At 52.3% G+C, this 14905-nt stretch carries 15 protein-coding genes and 2 pseudogenes; 12 read left to right on the forward strand and 5 right to left on the reverse strand.

Going from position 1 to position 14905, the window contains the following annotated elements:
* Window positions 1-36: 36 nt before the first annotated feature.
* The 8 genes from RBH20_RS20810 (at window position 37) to RBH20_RS20845 (ending at window position 5816) form a co-directional block, all read left to right on the forward strand.
* A complete protein-coding gene (locus RBH20_RS20810; protein ID WP_005533859.1) occupies window positions 37-252 on the forward strand; it encodes a hypothetical protein in 216 nt (71 codons plus the stop codon).
* A 72-nt stretch (window positions 253-324) separates the two neighbouring features.
* Window positions 325-690 (forward strand): hypothetical protein, encoded by a 366-nt coding sequence (locus tag RBH20_RS20815; protein ID WP_306712293.1) that lies wholly within the window; start codon window positions 325-327, stop codon window positions 688-690.
* Between the two features lie 232 nt (window positions 691-922).
* Entirely contained in the window at window positions 923-1126 is a 204-nt protein-coding gene (locus RBH20_RS20820) for a hypothetical protein (RefSeq protein WP_306712295.1), read from the forward strand.
* Window positions 1119-1334 carry a hypothetical protein gene (locus RBH20_RS20825; protein ID WP_306712297.1) on the forward strand — a complete coding sequence of 72 codons (216 nt, stop codon included), beginning with the start codon at window positions 1119-1121 and terminating at the stop codon, window positions 1332-1334. The genes RBH20_RS20820 and RBH20_RS20825 overlap by 8 nt, the downstream gene beginning before the upstream one ends.
* A gap of 195 nt (window positions 1335-1529) precedes the next feature.
* On the forward strand, window positions 1530-3320 hold the full coding sequence (locus RBH20_RS20830) for a ribosome biogenesis/translation initiation ATPase RLI (RefSeq protein ID WP_306712299.1): 1791 nt from the start codon (window positions 1530-1532) through the stop codon (window positions 3318-3320).
* Between the two features lie 392 nt (window positions 3321-3712).
* A complete protein-coding gene (locus RBH20_RS20835; protein ID WP_306712300.1) occupies window positions 3713-4399 on the forward strand; it encodes an SWIM zinc finger family protein in 687 nt (228 codons plus the stop codon).
* A 55-nt stretch (window positions 4400-4454) separates the two neighbouring features.
* On the forward strand, window positions 4455-5354 hold the full coding sequence (locus RBH20_RS20840; protein WP_306712302.1) for a transcription initiation factor IIB family protein: 900 nt from the start codon (window positions 4455-4457) through the stop codon (window positions 5352-5354).
* A 75-nt stretch (window positions 5355-5429) separates the two neighbouring features.
* Window positions 5430-5816 (forward strand): hypothetical protein, encoded by a 387-nt coding sequence (locus tag RBH20_RS20845; protein ID WP_306712304.1) that lies wholly within the window; start codon window positions 5430-5432, stop codon window positions 5814-5816.
* Between the two features lie 8 nt (window positions 5817-5824).
* Here RBH20_RS20845 and RBH20_RS20850 read toward each other — a convergent pair whose 3' ends face one another.
* Window positions 5825-6193, reverse strand: coding sequence for a hypothetical protein (locus RBH20_RS20850; protein WP_306712306.1), 369 nt, complete (start codon window positions 6191-6193; stop codon window positions 5825-5827).
* A gap of 106 nt (window positions 6194-6299) precedes the next feature.
* Here RBH20_RS20850 and RBH20_RS20855 point away from each other — a divergent pair, with 106 nt between their 5' ends.
* The 4 genes from RBH20_RS20855 to RBH20_RS20870 all read left to right on the forward strand — a co-directional run bounded on the left by RBH20_RS20855 (window position 6300) and on the right by RBH20_RS20870 (window position 8266).
* A complete protein-coding gene (locus RBH20_RS20855) occupies window positions 6300-6740 on the forward strand; it encodes a hypothetical protein (RefSeq protein WP_306712308.1) in 441 nt (146 codons plus the stop codon).
* A gap of 53 nt (window positions 6741-6793) precedes the next feature.
* Entirely contained in the window at window positions 6794-7066 is a 273-nt protein-coding gene (locus RBH20_RS20860; protein ID WP_188853918.1) for a helix-turn-helix transcriptional regulator, read from the forward strand.
* A 57-nt stretch (window positions 7067-7123) separates the two neighbouring features.
* Window positions 7124-7948 (forward strand): N-6 DNA methylase, encoded by an 825-nt coding sequence (locus RBH20_RS20865; protein ID WP_306712311.1) that lies wholly within the window; start codon window positions 7124-7126, stop codon window positions 7946-7948.
* Between the two features lie 63 nt (window positions 7949-8011).
* Complete coding sequence (locus RBH20_RS20870) at window positions 8012-8266, forward strand: hypothetical protein (RefSeq protein WP_306712313.1); 255 nt, start codon at window positions 8012-8014, stop codon at window positions 8264-8266.
* 27 nt (window positions 8267-8293) lie between these two features.
* On the opposite strand, the gene RBH20_RS20875 is transcribed toward RBH20_RS20870, so the two are convergent.
* The 4 genes and pseudogenes from RBH20_RS20875 to RBH20_RS20890 form a co-directional block, all read right to left on the reverse strand.
* A complete protein-coding gene (locus RBH20_RS20875; protein WP_306712315.1) occupies window positions 8294-9316 on the reverse strand; it encodes a site-specific integrase in 1023 nt (340 codons plus the stop codon).
* Window positions 9317-9671: 355 nt separating this feature from the next.
* Window positions 9672-9875, reverse strand: a pseudogene (locus tag RBH20_RS20880) (transposase); the annotation flags it as partial.
* Window positions 9876-9951: 76 nt separating this feature from the next.
* Window positions 9952-10212 (reverse strand): annotated as a pseudogene (locus RBH20_RS20885) (hypothetical protein); the annotation flags it as partial.
* Between the two features lie 88 nt (window positions 10213-10300).
* Window positions 10301-14737 (reverse strand): hypothetical protein, encoded by a 4437-nt coding sequence (locus RBH20_RS20890; RefSeq protein WP_306712319.1) that lies wholly within the window; start codon window positions 14735-14737, stop codon window positions 10301-10303.
* Window positions 14738-14905 lie beyond the last annotated feature (168 nt).

Raw genomic sequence — 14905 nt, forward strand, 5'->3', positions numbered from 1 at the left:
AAGGACGACACTTGATGACTTCCGGGAGGAAGACACATGAGCGACCCAATTCTGGATAAACTCCCTCCAGAGCGGTTGCTGGACGCCGACCACCTCCAGCCAATCGTCGCCGGCATCAACTGTATGCACTCAATCGAAACGATCCAGCAATATCTCGCCTACGAGAACCAGCACGAGAGCCGGACGCCAGTCCAGTCTCGGCTTCGACTGCGGGCACGCGAAGTCCGTCGCGATGAATCGGATGCCGAGTGACAAGCCGCCATGTGATTTCTGTACCCCAGTGGGGTGAGGGGCGTCCCACTGAGGGCGCTCCGCCGACCGATTATGAGTAAGAACAAGACAGACGAGACAACTGCACAGCAATGCGACAGCCTCGACATCGACCCCGAGGCCGTGGATATCGGCGATGGACTGAAAACGGCTGAGGGAACGTCTGCAGTCGCTGTCGTCGGTGTTGACGCTGAGAAGGAGCAGGTGAAGGTGTACTCCCCGTCCGGCGAGCAGACGGTCAATCGCTGGGTCAGCATGGACCTGTTCAGCGTCCATTCTCCGAACGAGGACATCCAAACCGACGCCGACCGTGAAGAGTGGTTGAACGAGACGCTCCCGAAGAAGGCCCGGCATGTCGACGGTAATGTGTACCCACTCAGGTACACCATCGACGAAGATGGGAACGTCATCGCGACTTAATCGAAGAGTCGTACCAGCCTCTCTTTCGCTTCCTCTCACGCTCACGGTTCCCGAGCGCAAGCGCTCGGGGAACACGCTCCACCTTGGACCGGCAGGCCGGTCCGGCGGTCCCGCTTATAGAGGCAGGCAAGGTCCGTCGCGATGAACCGGCATCCGAAGAGCGCGCCATCGGGCAATTTCTGTGCCCAGTGGGGTGAGGGGCGTCCCACTGAGGGCGCTCTACATACCGATTATGAGTAAGAACAAGACAGACGAGACAACTGCACAGAAATACGACAGTTACCCCGATCCCGACGCCATCGTCCACTTTGGCGATGCCTCGGAGGCACTGGTCGAGTTGGTCGAGGAAACGTTGGAGACTTCTGAGAACCTGTCAACCTCCCGTGATCCATTGCCCGAAACGACGCTACTCGTCGAGGAGGTCGACAATGAGTGACGACCACCTGTTCATCGTTGTCGAGGGTGTCGGGCCAGCTGATTTCCCGGAGAACGAAGCGAGTGCCACCAAGCAAGACGAGGCTGTTGCCCTCGCGAACGATATCCACGATCTGATTCGTGAAGAGTACGGCAAGGAAGAGATTGAAGGCGTTATTCCGGTGGTCAATCCTGACGCCCACAAGCAGATGCAGGCGACCGAGCTCTGACCGGGCGGTGAGAAGGCAGGTTCTTTAGCCACAGTGCTGGCTGCAACGTTTTCTCAGTAAACAGTGTGCCTCACCGTCATCGTTACATACTCCCTCTTCGGGAGTTTATTTCCGAATACCTCCGCTGTGAGGCGAGGTTGCAGGAGTCTTTGTGTAGAGATACCGGCCAGCGTGCAAATCACAGGACAACCATTGATGACACCACCATCTGATTCACAGGACGACGAATACGTCGCAATCATCGATCAAAAAGAGGTAACGGACGAGGTCCGGGACATTGCTATCAAATATGATCCATTGAACCAATCTGGTCATGAAGGATTCCATATCACTGCTGACGATGAGCTTCATATTGACGATGCACTGGTGATGAAGGAACACGGATTAATCGAAAAAAAGATCCCAAACGATTCGATTCAGATCGTCCCACTTCCATCTGAGACGGGACAGCTAGTCAATCAATATGGCAACAATGGATTTCGACTATACAATCTTCCTGCTCCAGAAGACGGGTCCGTCATTGGATTACTTGGGCGCAATGGAATCGGAAAAAGTACTGCACTCCGTTGCTTATCTGGGCAACTTAAGCCGAACCTAGGACATCCAAATGAGGAGATAGACTGGGATCAAACAATTGAGCGGTTCCGTGGGACAACACTCCAACAACATCTCGAGCGACTTCGAGACGGGTCTGTGACGGCTGCGTACAAAGAACAGCGTGTGGAAACTGTATCTGAATCCGACGATGAAACCGTCCGTGAACGGCTATCCAACCAGCCAAATGATGCTGGTCGGTTTATCGAAGACTTCCAGTTAGAATCGATTCTGGACCGGCCGATCGCCGACCTCTCTGGAGGGGAACGGCAACGCGTTTCGATTGCGTTCACACTGCTGAGTGATGCGGATCTCTATCTTATTGATGAGCCTTCGTCGTTCTTGGATATCAAACAGCGCCTCACGGTAGCTAACACAATCCGTGACCACGTCAGAGAAACGGACTCAGCGGCTGTCGTCGTTGAACACGACTTGGCAATGCTGGATTTGCTTTCTGATGCAATCCATGTTCTCTATGGCAAACCGGGTGGGTTTGGGGTTGTTTCTCAACGGCTCCCTGTCCGGACAGGTGTCAACCAATTTTTGGACGGACGGTTGAAGGATGAGAACGTCCAGATTCGGCGGAATTCAATTGATTTCCCATCTGCAAACGAGCGGCGAAATCAATCTAATGAAGCACTACTTGAATATCCAAATCTTAAGAAACATTTCGACGAATTTTCACTCTCTGTTGAACCAGGCGAGATTCGGTACGGTGAATCAATTGGAATCCTCGGAGAAAACGCTCTTGGAAAAACTACATTCGTGAAACTCCTTTCAGGCAGTCTCAGTCCTGATGAAGGGACGATTCCGGACGCCACGACAGTCTCATATAAGCCACAATATATCACACCGAACACGGCAGAATCTGTTCGAGAACGTTTCATGGAGGTCACAGATATTTATTCACAGTCCTTCCAAACTCGGATACGTGACCCATTCGATTTAGAAGAACTCTATGATAAGTCTCTAAACTCGCTCTCTGGCGGGGAATTACAGCGTGTTGGGATTGCTCTCTGTTTCGCGCGTGATGCAGATGTCTATCTTCTTGATGAACCGTCTGCCTTCTTAGACGTTGACAGACGGGTGGCTATTGCTGATCATATCCGGCAACTCAGTGAGCGCATAGACCAACCAGTACTCGTTGTTGACCACGATCTGTTTGTAATAGACCGAGTAGCTGACCGACTAACTGTCTTTGACGGGATCCCAGGCGAACAGGGTCATGCAATGCCACCTCAGTCGATGCGAAAAGGAATGAATACGTTCTTGTCCTCTGTTGGAATCACGTTCCGGCGGGATAATCGAACTGGTAGACCACGGGTCAATAAACCAGGAAGTCAGCTGGATAGAGAGCAGAAATCCGATGACGACTATTATTACACAGGTTGAGAAACGCAGAATCACTTCTCAGTGACCGCCTCTGTGTCGTAAACGTCAGGGATTTTTGAACCGCATCGCCGCGTTATGAAGTCGTTGTTCCATATTTTGTGGATATCTGAAACATTCGCAATCAATCATTACTAGTGGCGGACTGACGAGCGAATATGAGTACGTCAGTCGACCCATTTAAGAAGTCCGTGACGTGGGTCGCAGATACAGGAGTTTTCATCGCTTGTGATCATCAGCAAAATAATAAATATGCTGCTCTTGAGCGCCCCACCACTCGGAATGACTCCACGTTCATGATTCCTTAGTACGCCTACGAGGGGCAGACTGTCGCGTAATTTTTGCGCCCCCGTGGGTTGAGGGGCGTCCCACAGAGGGCGTTCCGCCTGTCATTCATGGCTACCACAGAATCCAGTAGCGACGCCGCCAGCACCGACGAGAGTGAGATTGCAGAGGCCAGCCCGAACAGCCGTACTGTTCGAGCGCTGACCGAAGTGATGACCGTGATGGACTCGATTGATCGGGCACGAAACGCCGACGACCTCTTCTTGGTCAACTCTGGCTCTGGTTCAGAGTACCTTGTCGACGCTCGAACAGGGAGTTGCGAGTGCCCGTGGAAGCAGTACAATCCCGGAAAGGAGTGCAAGCACGAGAAACGAGTCGCCTTCGCGACCGGCGAGCGACCCATCCCACAGTGGGTGGACGACGACGCTCTCGACGACCAGTTCGGCTTGCACGTCGACGGCGAACCTCGAAAAGCGGTCGCTGACGGTGGAGTCATGCAGGTGCGGTTCAACGACGGCGGCGTCACAGACCCCAAAGAAGACCCATTGGCCGTTACCTCCGACGATGAACCGCGTACGAAGCGAGCGAAACGGGAAGATATGGATGTCTCCTTTCTCGCAAAGCCCGGTCGCTACGAGGTCCACTCAGCATCGGATAGTCGGTACGAGGTTGACGTGCTTGAGGAGACGTGCTCTTGTCCTGATGAGGCAGAGCGATGTAAGCACCGTCGCCGGGTCGAGATCGAGATCGAAGCCAAGCGAGTCCCCCGCCCGGATGGAAAACTGCCCGACGCCTGACCGGGCGCCGCAGCGTGTTTTCTGAGCCTCCAGTCGGGTGAGAGGTATCTTCTCAATGTCTTCACAAACTGTCCAGACAGAGCTGTTTGCAGCTGCACAGGGCTGTCCCAAATGTGGCGGCACGCTCGATAGCAGCGGGCGGGAAACGCACTGTGAGAACTGTGGCCTGGTAACCGAAGCAGACCAGATCGACCATGGGCCGGAGTGGCGAACGTACAATCGAGAGAAACAGAAGCGGACGGGTGCGCCCCGAACAGCCACTCGCCACGACCGGGGCCTGTCGACGAACATTGGGAGCGTCGATAGTGCAGACATCCCTTCGAGACGGCGTCGACGGCTTGCTCGCCAGCGTCGGCTCCATGGGCGGTCGAAGTACACCAGCAAGCGCGACCGGAACCTTGCCCACGGGCTCGGTGAAGTCCGACGCATTGCGAGTGCGTTGTCTGAGAGTCGGTCGGTGAAAGAGCAGGCATCCACATTCTTCCGGGAGGCACAGGATGCAGACCTGCTAATCGGACGGTCGATTGAAGGCGGTGCAGCGGCCGCTGTTTACGCTGCCTGCCGATGCAACGGGCTCGTGACGATGGAGACGGTCGCTGACGTTGCTCGATGTTCTGCGTCGCACGCCTGGAACTGCTACCGGACGTTCCTCGTGGAACTCGAACTTCCGATTCCAGTATCGCTCCCGGTGGACTGGGTGGCACGGATTTGCTCGGATCTCCCGCTTGATGTTGCGCCGGAGGTTCGACAGCGGGCACTCGAACTGGCAGAGCAGGCGACCGAGTCCGCCGAGGTCAACGGACGACCGGATGGGGTTGCAGCCGGTGCTCTGTATCTCGCCGGTCAGGAGTTAGACATCCGGCTCACGCAAGCGACGATAAGCGAGCCGCTGGATGTGCACCCAGAGACGATCCGCCAGTGGTTCCAGCAGATCGAGGAACACATCGTTGACTGAAGCGTCGTGACGGGCTGTTTTGTGTGCCCCGATGGGGTGCAGGGCGGGCAGAAAGCGCGTCCTGAGAGAGAACGTATGTCTGTAACTGATACTCCCGAATCGGCGGCACAGCACGACTCCGAGACTGCTCTTGGGTCGGTCCCAGCGCTGCGGTCGCCAACGAAGGTCGTATCGTTTGTCGAACGAGTTCTCGTCGAGCTTCACCACGAAGCGCTGGCTGCTCGATATGTGACCGACATAGGGCAGGAAGGGGAGAAGACAATCTGGTGTCGGGTCAAGCACACGGAACTGGACGTCGACGCGGAGTATGTTCAGATTCGGGATGATCCACGATTAGGTGTTGCTGTGGAACCGTGTTCGCGAGCGACAGTCCGAAAGCGACTGTGCCAGTGTCTTGACCACGATCGGACTGGGCGCATCGACGTTCGACCACTGGCCGGTGTCTCGATGGGCGACGATTGAGCTGTGCTTCAGGTCTGGTCTCGCATCGGCAGGCAGAGATCGCCGAGGGCAGCGTACTGACGAAGAACACAGAGATGCGGGCAGACGGTCGTCGCCTGGAAGACTTCGCAGCTGCACCAGCCGGCGTGGGTCCCGTTGGGATGCTCGGCCAGAGAGCAATTAACCGGACAGTCGTCGTCGACGGAGACAAGGAACAGGTCCGGACGACCGCCCTCCGTTACATCGACATCGGCATCGAGCGCAGCGTTCCACGTTGCTGACCGGTCGTCACGAATCTGCCGGAAATCAAGATGGCGGGTCCCGCTGGGCTGGCGGGATATCCATTGGTCTGGGGGCGAACACTCGCTAGTCGTGGTGGGGGACTCGGCTGTTTTCATGATGAGTCCTCGTACTAACCATTAGATTCTCAAACAGCAAAAAAGTTGTCTTAGAGACAATAGGAAGCGAATTTTGTGTTTCTCTAGTGGCTGAGAGAATCCAATAATGAGCAGTAAATACCGACGTGGTAATCGCGGTCAGAAAAAGCTAAAATGGCGCTGGAAAGACGAGTCTGACAACCGGTCGTTGCCCCAATCGTGGGCCGACAAGGGTCGCACAGAACCTCCCGAAGAAGACGAGGTGCAACTGTACGCGATCCAGTGCCGGGCAGGGCTCCGGCTTGAGTGGTTGGTCAATACACGAACGGGGAAGTTACTCAGAGGACCACTGAGCGAGAAGCCGGGGCTTCGTGTGCTGTACGTCACCGCTGACGGTGAACACGCGCTGATGAAAGAGCTGGATGCCCGGGAAACAGACGACAGTTGGAAGCCGCCCAAGCAGTTCGCCAGTGTCATCGCGAAGGACAGAGAAGAGGTCGATCCGGTTCCAGACTCCAGTCAAGACTGCTACCGACGCTTGGCCGAAAACCTGTATAGCGTGGATTGAAAACGGCGATTTCATACCAATATGCTCATGTATATAATATTGTAACCGCGAATATGCATGACCTGACAGGATTCCAACGAGACTTATTGTTCGTAGTCGCTGGGAAATCCAAACCGGCTGGTGTCGCGATCAAAGACGAAATGGAAGAGTACTACGAGAAGACGGTTCATTACGGCCGACTTTATCCAAATCTGGATACGCTCATCGACAAAGGTCTCGTCGAGAAAGGGAAGAAGGATCAGCGGACGAATGCCTACCGTATCACCAATCGTGGGCGTCGAGAGATTCAAGCCCGGCGTGACTGGAAGAATAAGTACTACAACTGACCAGATTCACGACTGTCGGCAGGCCAGATTTTGTGACTCTCTCTGGGCTGAGAGAGCATGGCTTCGCCACAGATCGACGTCGACGAGATTGTTGAAACGCTTGAGCAGATCCGTCAACGAGGGCACAGCGCCCACACGGTCTTCCAAGACTGGGTCAACCTCATGCTGTTTGCGCTGCAGCGCCGGGACGACCCATATCTGGAGATCGTCGACGACTACCGCGAGCGCGGCGATATGGACCATCCCGAGGGGCAACGGTCAGTCGACCTCTTCTCGAAAGCCTTCGGTCAGTTGCAAGAACGAATGGCATCCACCGATGCGGACGTTCTGGGTGCTGTTTACGAGGAATACGGGATGTCGAGCGATGCCTTCGGCCAGCACTTCACGCCGCATACGGTCTGCGAGATGATGGCTGAAATCGCCGGCATTGCAGACGAGAGTGATACCGACGACCGGCAGACGGTTCTTGACCCGGCCTGTGGGAGCGGTCGGATGCTACTGGTTGCCGGTCGAAAGCAGCCAGACGCGCTACTTTTCGGGCAGGATAAGGACCCGCTGTGTGCCCGAATGACAGCTCTGAACTGCTGTTTCCTGAATCTCGATGCTTACGTTATCCAGGGCGACTCACTGACTGTCGAGTTTCAGCAAGCGTGGCAAACCTCGTACTCTGCGTTGGGCGGCAGCATTCGCGAGCTAGACGACGAGGAAATCTCTGAACTTCGTGAGTGGGTGACCGACGCCTTCGAGAACACGGTCGAGGACAGCAACGACCCCAGTCCAGAGCAACAGACAGACACGGGCTCGGAAGGTCGAACACCTCCAGTTACGGCGTCTGTTCCGAGCGAGCAGGCCGGTCTGGATGCGTTCAAGAGCAGCGATTAGCGGCTGTTTTGTGTCCCCCAGTCGGGTGAGGGGCGTTCCAGTGAGAGCGTCCTGAAAAGAACCATGTCAAACGAAACAGACGAAGATCAAGACACGGCTCCAGACTCAGTTGAGAAGGTAGAACGAACAGACATCGGCTGTAGTATGGAGGCTCGGCTGAAACGAGGAACCGGAACACGAGACGAAGACGCTGTGACGATCAAGGCGAAGGGTGAAACTGCCGAGGAGACGATTGCAGAGTTCTACACGCTCTTAGAAGAGCACGAGCAGGAGATCGGTGGCCGGCTTCGGGATGTTCAACCCGAAGAAGACAACTAGGAAGCCGACGAGTAGGATTCTCTGTTTTCATTCACTGCCGATGATATCGTTCGCTTCGTCACGGGTGCGTTTCGCCGCTTCTTGAGCGTAGCCCTCGTGTGTTGTCTCGATAGACTTGTGCCGCAGTACGTCCTGTGCCAGCTGTGGGTTTTCGCGATAGATTTCTCGCCCGAGGCCACGACGAGCGCCGTGTGGCTTTAGTGGCTCTTCGAACTCATAGTCGGACCACTCGCAGAGCTTGGCGAGGATATCGCGGGCTGACTGCGTTGTGATTGACGGTGTCGGGTCTAGAGCCTTCGCAGCGTTGTCCAGCCGCGGAAACACGGCTTCATTCTCGTCGGGCTCTCGAAGCTGTTTCCAGCGCCGGAGTGGGCGAAGCGCGTCGTCGAGGATCGGCGCAGACTCGCGGGTTCGATTCTTTCCGAATACCTGCATCGTGCCAGCATCGAGGTTGACGTGCCGCCACCGCAGGCCGTTACGCTCTTCATCATCGGAGACGGCGACGAGTTCCGCGCTGCGGGCTCCGGAGTAGGCGAGCAGGAAGACGAGCGCTTGGTCACGATAGGCCGCCGTCCGGTCGACGTCGTCGCTCTCGCCGGCATTGTCGACACGGGCAGTGGCAGTCGCGCAAATGGCTTCGCGGTCGCGTGTCGTCCAGTACTGTTGGTCAGTTTCAGTCTCGTCGGTCGGAAGCGGCCCCTCGGCGTGGTTAGTCTTGGCTGGGTTCGTCGGTATCAGCCCCTCGTAGACGGCCCAAGTGAGAAACGAGCGGACATACGCGAAGTACCGCCGTGCTGTTTCCGGCGAGATATCGTCACGATCGTCGGCTCGGGCTAGATCACGAGCGTACTGCCGGCAGAGATCATCGTCAATGTCCTCGGGGCTGGTGATACCATGCTGGTCCCGACTCCATGCCGCAAATTTCCGCAGCACGCTGGCGACGTTTGTTCGGTACCGTCCGGAGTCGATATCGACCAGCCGTTTCTCGATGGCTGTTTCGAGGGCGTCATCCCCGGGAGTAGCGTCGTACTCAGGCGGAAGCCGATCCATGCTTCCCATACAGCGGCGGTCCGGGTAAAATTGGTGGTGCTTATTATACTAATACAAACCTAAACTCAAAACCAGAATATCACCGTTTCAGGCACTCTGTATCTGAATATTCGGGCTTTCTGTGTCTGATAAATTCTATGTAGCTATATCATTCTCGCTCAAGTGGAAGTTGAGACTACAGCGGGTTTAGCGGGGCTGTAATGCGTGTATTTGGACGAATCGTCGAGCGGAAGCCGCTCCAGATTGGCTCTCAATCACTTGTTCATGTTGTACGGCTGACTATATTGCCAGATTCCGAAGATTTTCTATAGTGTAGCCACTCAGAAACCGCGTTATCCCCTGATTGAGCCCCTCTCTATCCGATTCCAGTTTCCTTCTTCAACAACGTTAGCGTGTTATCTGCCGTCACCATCGGTGAATGTTCGTACTCTCCGGTCAACTCCACCTGCACAAGATCCACTGCTCGCCAGATCGAGTACAGGAGACAGGCAAACGCGAAATAAAAGAACCGCAACCCGAAATCTTTCGACGTCGTCGCGGCCATGAACCGCTTAACAGTTGTTGCAAATACGATTTCTTTATTCAGTCTGCGACGTGATTTTTCGTGCCGATTCTCCCGTCACACATGAGTTATCTCACCCGGTGACCTTCGTCTTTTTCTCTGAGTTCTGACACTGATTCGAGCGGGATTCGACGGGCTTCACTCGTAGCTCTCCGAAGCCGTACTTCGAGTAACTGCCGACCCGGAGGATGCCGCTCTTCGCGGTCTCCACCGGGCGGTCGCCCTCGTAGGCGACCAACTGCCCGTGGTCCACCGTCTGGAGCTTGTACACCTCACGTTGCTCCAGCACCTTCTCCTCGCGTTCACGGAGATCACGGCGGCCCTCCTTCCACCATCACGGCCCCAGAAAAACGCCACTCCCTAATATATTTGCCACAGAGTCGTCATTACTTGCATCTTGGTCAGGCATGTTCTTCACCCCGTTATACTATGTCTGGGGATGAAAGGTTCCCCCATTGCTGAACATAATCTTCATGCGGGCTAAAGAGACGGCTGAGCCATCGTACAGAATATGAGACTAATTCCTCAGCAGCGACCTTCCCCTCCGTTTCCTTTACCACCCACACCAACTGAGGGAAAATACACTGATTGGTTTTCGTATCAAGGAAGCTTTCCTGCCAAGCACTAAGAACCGTTTGAAGCGCCTCATCGCCCTGCAACTCTAAGAGTACACGTCCTAGCTCTTCGAGTCGCCCGCGGCCGTAGGAATGCCACGACAGCAATCGTTTCTCTGCAATTGTCTCCTTCAGTAATGAGATCGCTATTTCTTGTTCTCCTCGATCTACAAGCGTTTCTGCGATAGGTACTGCCGCTGTGGGTCGATAGCCCAAGTTATTAACAATAGCTCGGCCAGCATTAATTATATCATCTGTTGGCTGATCTTCGAATTCGTGCTTTGTAACTGGGTCATCATATGAATGTTTCAGAAGAATTTGATGTATCTCCTTGCTGAGTGAAGCCGGCTTTTCATCTGGGCTACTGTCGTACCCTTCTGAGCCATCATCATCAGCGACGATATCTTCCGGAATCTCAACCCCGTATTCATCAGCCAGACGCTGGATTTCGGTTGCTTGACTCTCATCAACACCGTCCCTCACAAAATCACCTTTGTTCATACTCCATAGGGCATATTTTGCTTCGTCATGCCAATTCCGCTGAACAGCTATCTGTGCAGCGTTAGCGAAATATTGCACGTACTGATTAGAATATCCAGATGATTCTATCCATTTCTCTTGGATATAAATTAGCTCGTGCAACTCAGATTTGGTTATGCCGTTTGGGTTTCTAAGCCGCCACCGCCAAATCCTCCGTGCTGTTCCTCTATCTGTGACAGTAGACGCAACATCACTGTAATCAATAACGTCCTCTTCCAGAAGTGTAGATAAAAATTCGTACTCAAGATGGCCTGTTTCATCACCATCTGTGAGCGAATGTAGCAGAACAGCCCAATTGCTTAGCTGAATGCTAGTTCCCAGATGAGATTCCCAATCTTCTACAATAACTTCAAGCCCATCCCAAACATCGCCTAAGAACCGATCTTTGTGATATCCATACCGAAAGCTACGCTCCACTGCCTTTCGATAGTATTTTTCAGCAAGTTTCGTATGATCTGATTCAGCAGCACGGAGGGCTAGATCCATCAACTCCCGTGTCGGAGGTTCCCCTTCAGGAGGTGCTGTCATTATATTCCTGAACTCTTCTTCCCAAACATCAGGCAATTCTTCATTGTCAAATACCTCATCTCTTGCGCGAAGAATATCTCTAGCAAAATTATTCAATAAGAAACTATCGTAGGCTTCTGAGTCGGCTAAAGAAAATACTCTATTGAGCAGATCCTCCGATCCGTATTCAACTACCTCATTGAATTCATAGATGGTATCTTGCAGTATGGACTGATACTCGCTTCTCTCAAGGTTCTGGGGTTCAGGATCTGCTAACTCATGGTTGTCAAGAATTTCTGTGAGTATCTCTAGAGCAGCATCCGCCCATCTCCTTGTCATTTCGATGGACCTTCGTGTAGTAGCTGCCCCGATGACCGCCACCAACTCCCTAATCCGAGGTTGCTCATCAGCAAGTTCAGTAATAGCGTCTCGGACGGCTTCGGGTGTTCTACCCATATCCGCTAGAATCGCGCCAACATAGTAGGCGTCAGTAAATCGCGGATACGATTCATTCTGATTTCGAGGCTCACCGAAAGATATATTCTCCAAACCAGCTTCGACTCTGTGTTCGGGTGCCCCACACACCAAGATTGTATGAAGCGCTACAGGGGAGAGATCATCATAAGATTTGACTTCGTCTATGAACCGAGTTTGCCATTGGTTGGGGAGATGATGTCCAATAGTTTCAGCTGCTTCTAATGTCTTTTCTGGATTATCAAATAGCCACTCTGGTGGCGACGGTCGGTTTTTCAGATGGTGTAGATTTTCTCTAATACCCCGGAATACTTGATATGTGAAGTGTTCTTCTGCTCCTTCAGTAACAATCTCTCTAGCGTGAATCCAGAAATCATCCGAGTCAAGCAATCTTGCTGCGGTTTCAAAATAGGCCTCAGGATTCCAGTCGAAGGAGTGTTCCTCCCCCTCCTGCTCTTCAATCCATTCCATTAGCCATTCGGGCTCTAGTTTGTCCTCCCAGACCTGAGATACTGATTGCATTGCTTCAAGGACTGACCCGCTCCCTGGGGCGTTCTTACGTATCCGATTAAGATATTTGATCGCCCTTTCTTCATCTCTGATTGCTAAGAAATATTCCAATCGCTCATCAGCGTATATAGATAGCATTTCATTAGCCGTTGTTCCCAACATTATGCTATCAAGTAAAGAAAAATAGTCGGCTTCCTCTACTGCTCCATCAAAGGCAAGCTCTAGTGCGTCTATGATCTCATCAATATGTACTCCTTGACGCCACCACTCCAGAACGTTATCTTGAGTGGCAAGACCCTGAAGAACTTGGAGTCCTGGGCCTCTTTGTGCGTGATATCTCAACCTCGTTGGATAATCAGGCGCTTTTTCAAATTGATCTAGATAGTAATCGCAAAAACTCTGATGGATACTTTTGCGCTCATCATCTGACAACGCCCCCTCAACAAATTCACGGAAACTGGCGTGGAATATCCGATAGCGGTCTGGTTTCGTTTCTTCAAGTGTGTGTGCAAGCACGCCGCTGTCTAATCTCGTTTGATTCTGAAGCCAAGGTAAATCAAGTATCCGGTGGACATGTTCAGATTCTAATGCCGTTTGACTGACCGCAATGAGAGATAGAACGTCCCGAGAACGGGGTGTTGTTGGATCCCACAACTCCTCGTAGTACTCTTCTAACTTACCGTGAACCTCAGGAGCATCAGCGACGGCATTGCGAAGCCCTTCTTTTCGATCTCCCTCTTCTTCCGCTGTTCTAAGGAGGTGAGACAGTATCACTGGAAGACCTTCTGAGACATCGTACACGGAAGAAAGAAGTTCGGATTCTATGTCAATGCCGTTCTGCTCATAGTATGTTCCAACTTCATTTTTTGTCCAATATGGAACCACCTGACGATCATCAATTTTTAGCACGTCACGGCCGTCAGATGACAGTTCTCGCCCGACCATCAGAAGACCAAGTGGATCGGGGAAGGTTAGATTTCCAATCTCTTCAATAACAGTCCCTTTTATGTCATCAAAGGAGTTCATCCCCTCTGAATGGGGTAACGCATGATCAAGTCCGTCGATTATTATTAAGCCCTGTTGATGGTGTTCATCAGCCCATTTAGCAACTGTATCTATATGCTCCTGTAACTTCTCTGTGCCAGTCCAGATTGGATATTCGTCCGGTGAGAAGGCTTCCGGAAATTTTCTCTGAAGTTCTGCTGCTAACTGATTACGAAACCAATTCGGATCAATTCTATCTCTTTTCTGTTCTGGTGTGTCTGTAGGATCATGGAGATAATACCGAATAGTCTGAACATTTTCTTGTTCAGTAACACCATCAGAGAGTAACTCAATCCCAGTTGATTTCCCGCTTCCCGGGTCACCCTCTATGAGTCTGCGGTCACCGGGACTGACGAGAGTACCTTGTAAATTATGAACCCAGCTAGGGATGATGCAATCCTCATCGACTGGGAAGTTTTGGGGTATCTCTTCCGCAGACGGGGATACCTCAAGGCGATCTGCAATAGCCGGACGAGTGAGCTCGTCACCTGGGTCTTCCCGTACTCTCTGCGCAAGACTAATTGCTCGCTTTACAAGGGTTTCGGCGCTTCCGATTCGCGGATTTTCTTTTTCACCGAAAATTGGCTGAACACTCTGAAGAATCTCCTGAAAAACTTTTGTCTTCGACAGCTTGTATTCTGTATCGACTCCAATCCCTTGGCCTAAGTAGGGGACATCGAATATGAACTCAATCTCTGAGTTTTCAGAAACAGTACCTGCGCTACCTTGGATAGTTCGAGTATTGAACTCAAAATCGCCGAATAGCGATAAGGTCTCTGTTTTGTCCGATAGTTGTATCTCAGATGGACGTGGTTCATTATACGATGTTAATACAATGAACCGAGAACCTGCATCTCCTTCTTGCCTGGCTTGAGCTGATTTGACCATCTTCTCAACATTGAGTCGTCCTGATCGATCATTTAAATCAATCTGTAACAGTCTATAGTCTGGGCTGTGTTTTACTTGAATACAGATGGTCTCACTACCGGTTTCTAAGACGACGTCATCAAATCGATCATCATCGTCGTAAGCCGCTTCGATTTTTACACTCTCTGAATCACCAAATAGAACGGTTAGAATACAAATACCCCCAATGATATCCTGAAACAGATCCCCGCGTGAAGCTCCCGCCTTTTGTCGTGATTTTGCTGCCACCTCTGATTCACTCATTAGTTAGAAATTGGGAACCACCAGTATAGAACTAGTGAACTATAATCATCATCTGAGCCAATGTTTACACCATAGAGGAAGTGAGTCGTCCCCCATATCAGGTTTCTGAACATAAATTGGCAACACTATTATTCCATTCTAAGAATGGAATTTAATCTACTATATTTC

It is taken from the genome of Haloarcula sp. H-GB4 (assembly GCF_030848575.1).
Classification (GTDB): Archaea; Halobacteriota; Halobacteria; order Halobacteriales; family Haloarculaceae; genus Haloarcula.

Bases quoted from the DNA above. Each gene is read 5' to 3' on its own strand.
- RBH20_RS20810 (WP_005533859.1), top strand. From the start codon at position 37: ATGAGCGACCCAATTCTGGATAAACTCCCTCCAGAGCGGTTGCTGGAC.
- RBH20_RS20815 (WP_306712293.1), top strand. From the start codon at position 325: ATGAGTAAGAACAAGACAGACGAGACAACTGCACAGCAATGCGACAGC.
- RBH20_RS20820 (WP_306712295.1), top strand. From the start codon at position 923: ATGAGTAAGAACAAGACAGACGAGACAACTGCACAGAAATACGACAGT.
- RBH20_RS20825 (WP_306712297.1), top strand. From the start codon at position 1,119: ATGAGTGACGACCACCTGTTCATCGTTGTCGAGGGTGTCGGGCCAGCT.
- RBH20_RS20830 (WP_306712299.1), top strand. From the start codon at position 1,530: ATGACACCACCATCTGATTCACAGGACGACGAATACGTCGCAATCATC.
- RBH20_RS20835 (WP_306712300.1), top strand. From the start codon at position 3,713: ATGGCTACCACAGAATCCAGTAGCGACGCCGCCAGCACCGACGAGAGT.
- RBH20_RS20840 (WP_306712302.1), top strand. From the start codon at position 4,455: ATGTCTTCACAAACTGTCCAGACAGAGCTGTTTGCAGCTGCACAGGGC.
- RBH20_RS20845 (WP_306712304.1), top strand. From the start codon at position 5,430: ATGTCTGTAACTGATACTCCCGAATCGGCGGCACAGCACGACTCCGAG.
- RBH20_RS20850 (WP_306712306.1), bottom strand. From the start codon at position 6,193: ATGAAAACAGCCGAGTCCCCCACCACGACTAGCGAGTGTTCGCCCCCA.
- RBH20_RS20855 (WP_306712308.1), top strand. From the start codon at position 6,300: ATGAGCAGTAAATACCGACGTGGTAATCGCGGTCAGAAAAAGCTAAAA.
- RBH20_RS20860 (WP_188853918.1), top strand. From the start codon at position 6,794: ATGCATGACCTGACAGGATTCCAACGAGACTTATTGTTCGTAGTCGCT.
- RBH20_RS20865 (WP_306712311.1), top strand. From the start codon at position 7,124: ATGGCTTCGCCACAGATCGACGTCGACGAGATTGTTGAAACGCTTGAG.
- RBH20_RS20870 (WP_306712313.1), top strand. From the start codon at position 8,012: ATGTCAAACGAAACAGACGAAGATCAAGACACGGCTCCAGACTCAGTT.
- RBH20_RS20875 (WP_306712315.1), bottom strand. From the start codon at position 9,316: ATGGATCGGCTTCCGCCTGAGTACGACGCTACTCCCGGGGATGACGCC.
- RBH20_RS20890 (WP_306712319.1), bottom strand. From the start codon at position 14,737: ATGAGTGAATCAGAGGTGGCAGCAAAATCACGACAAAAGGCGGGAGCT.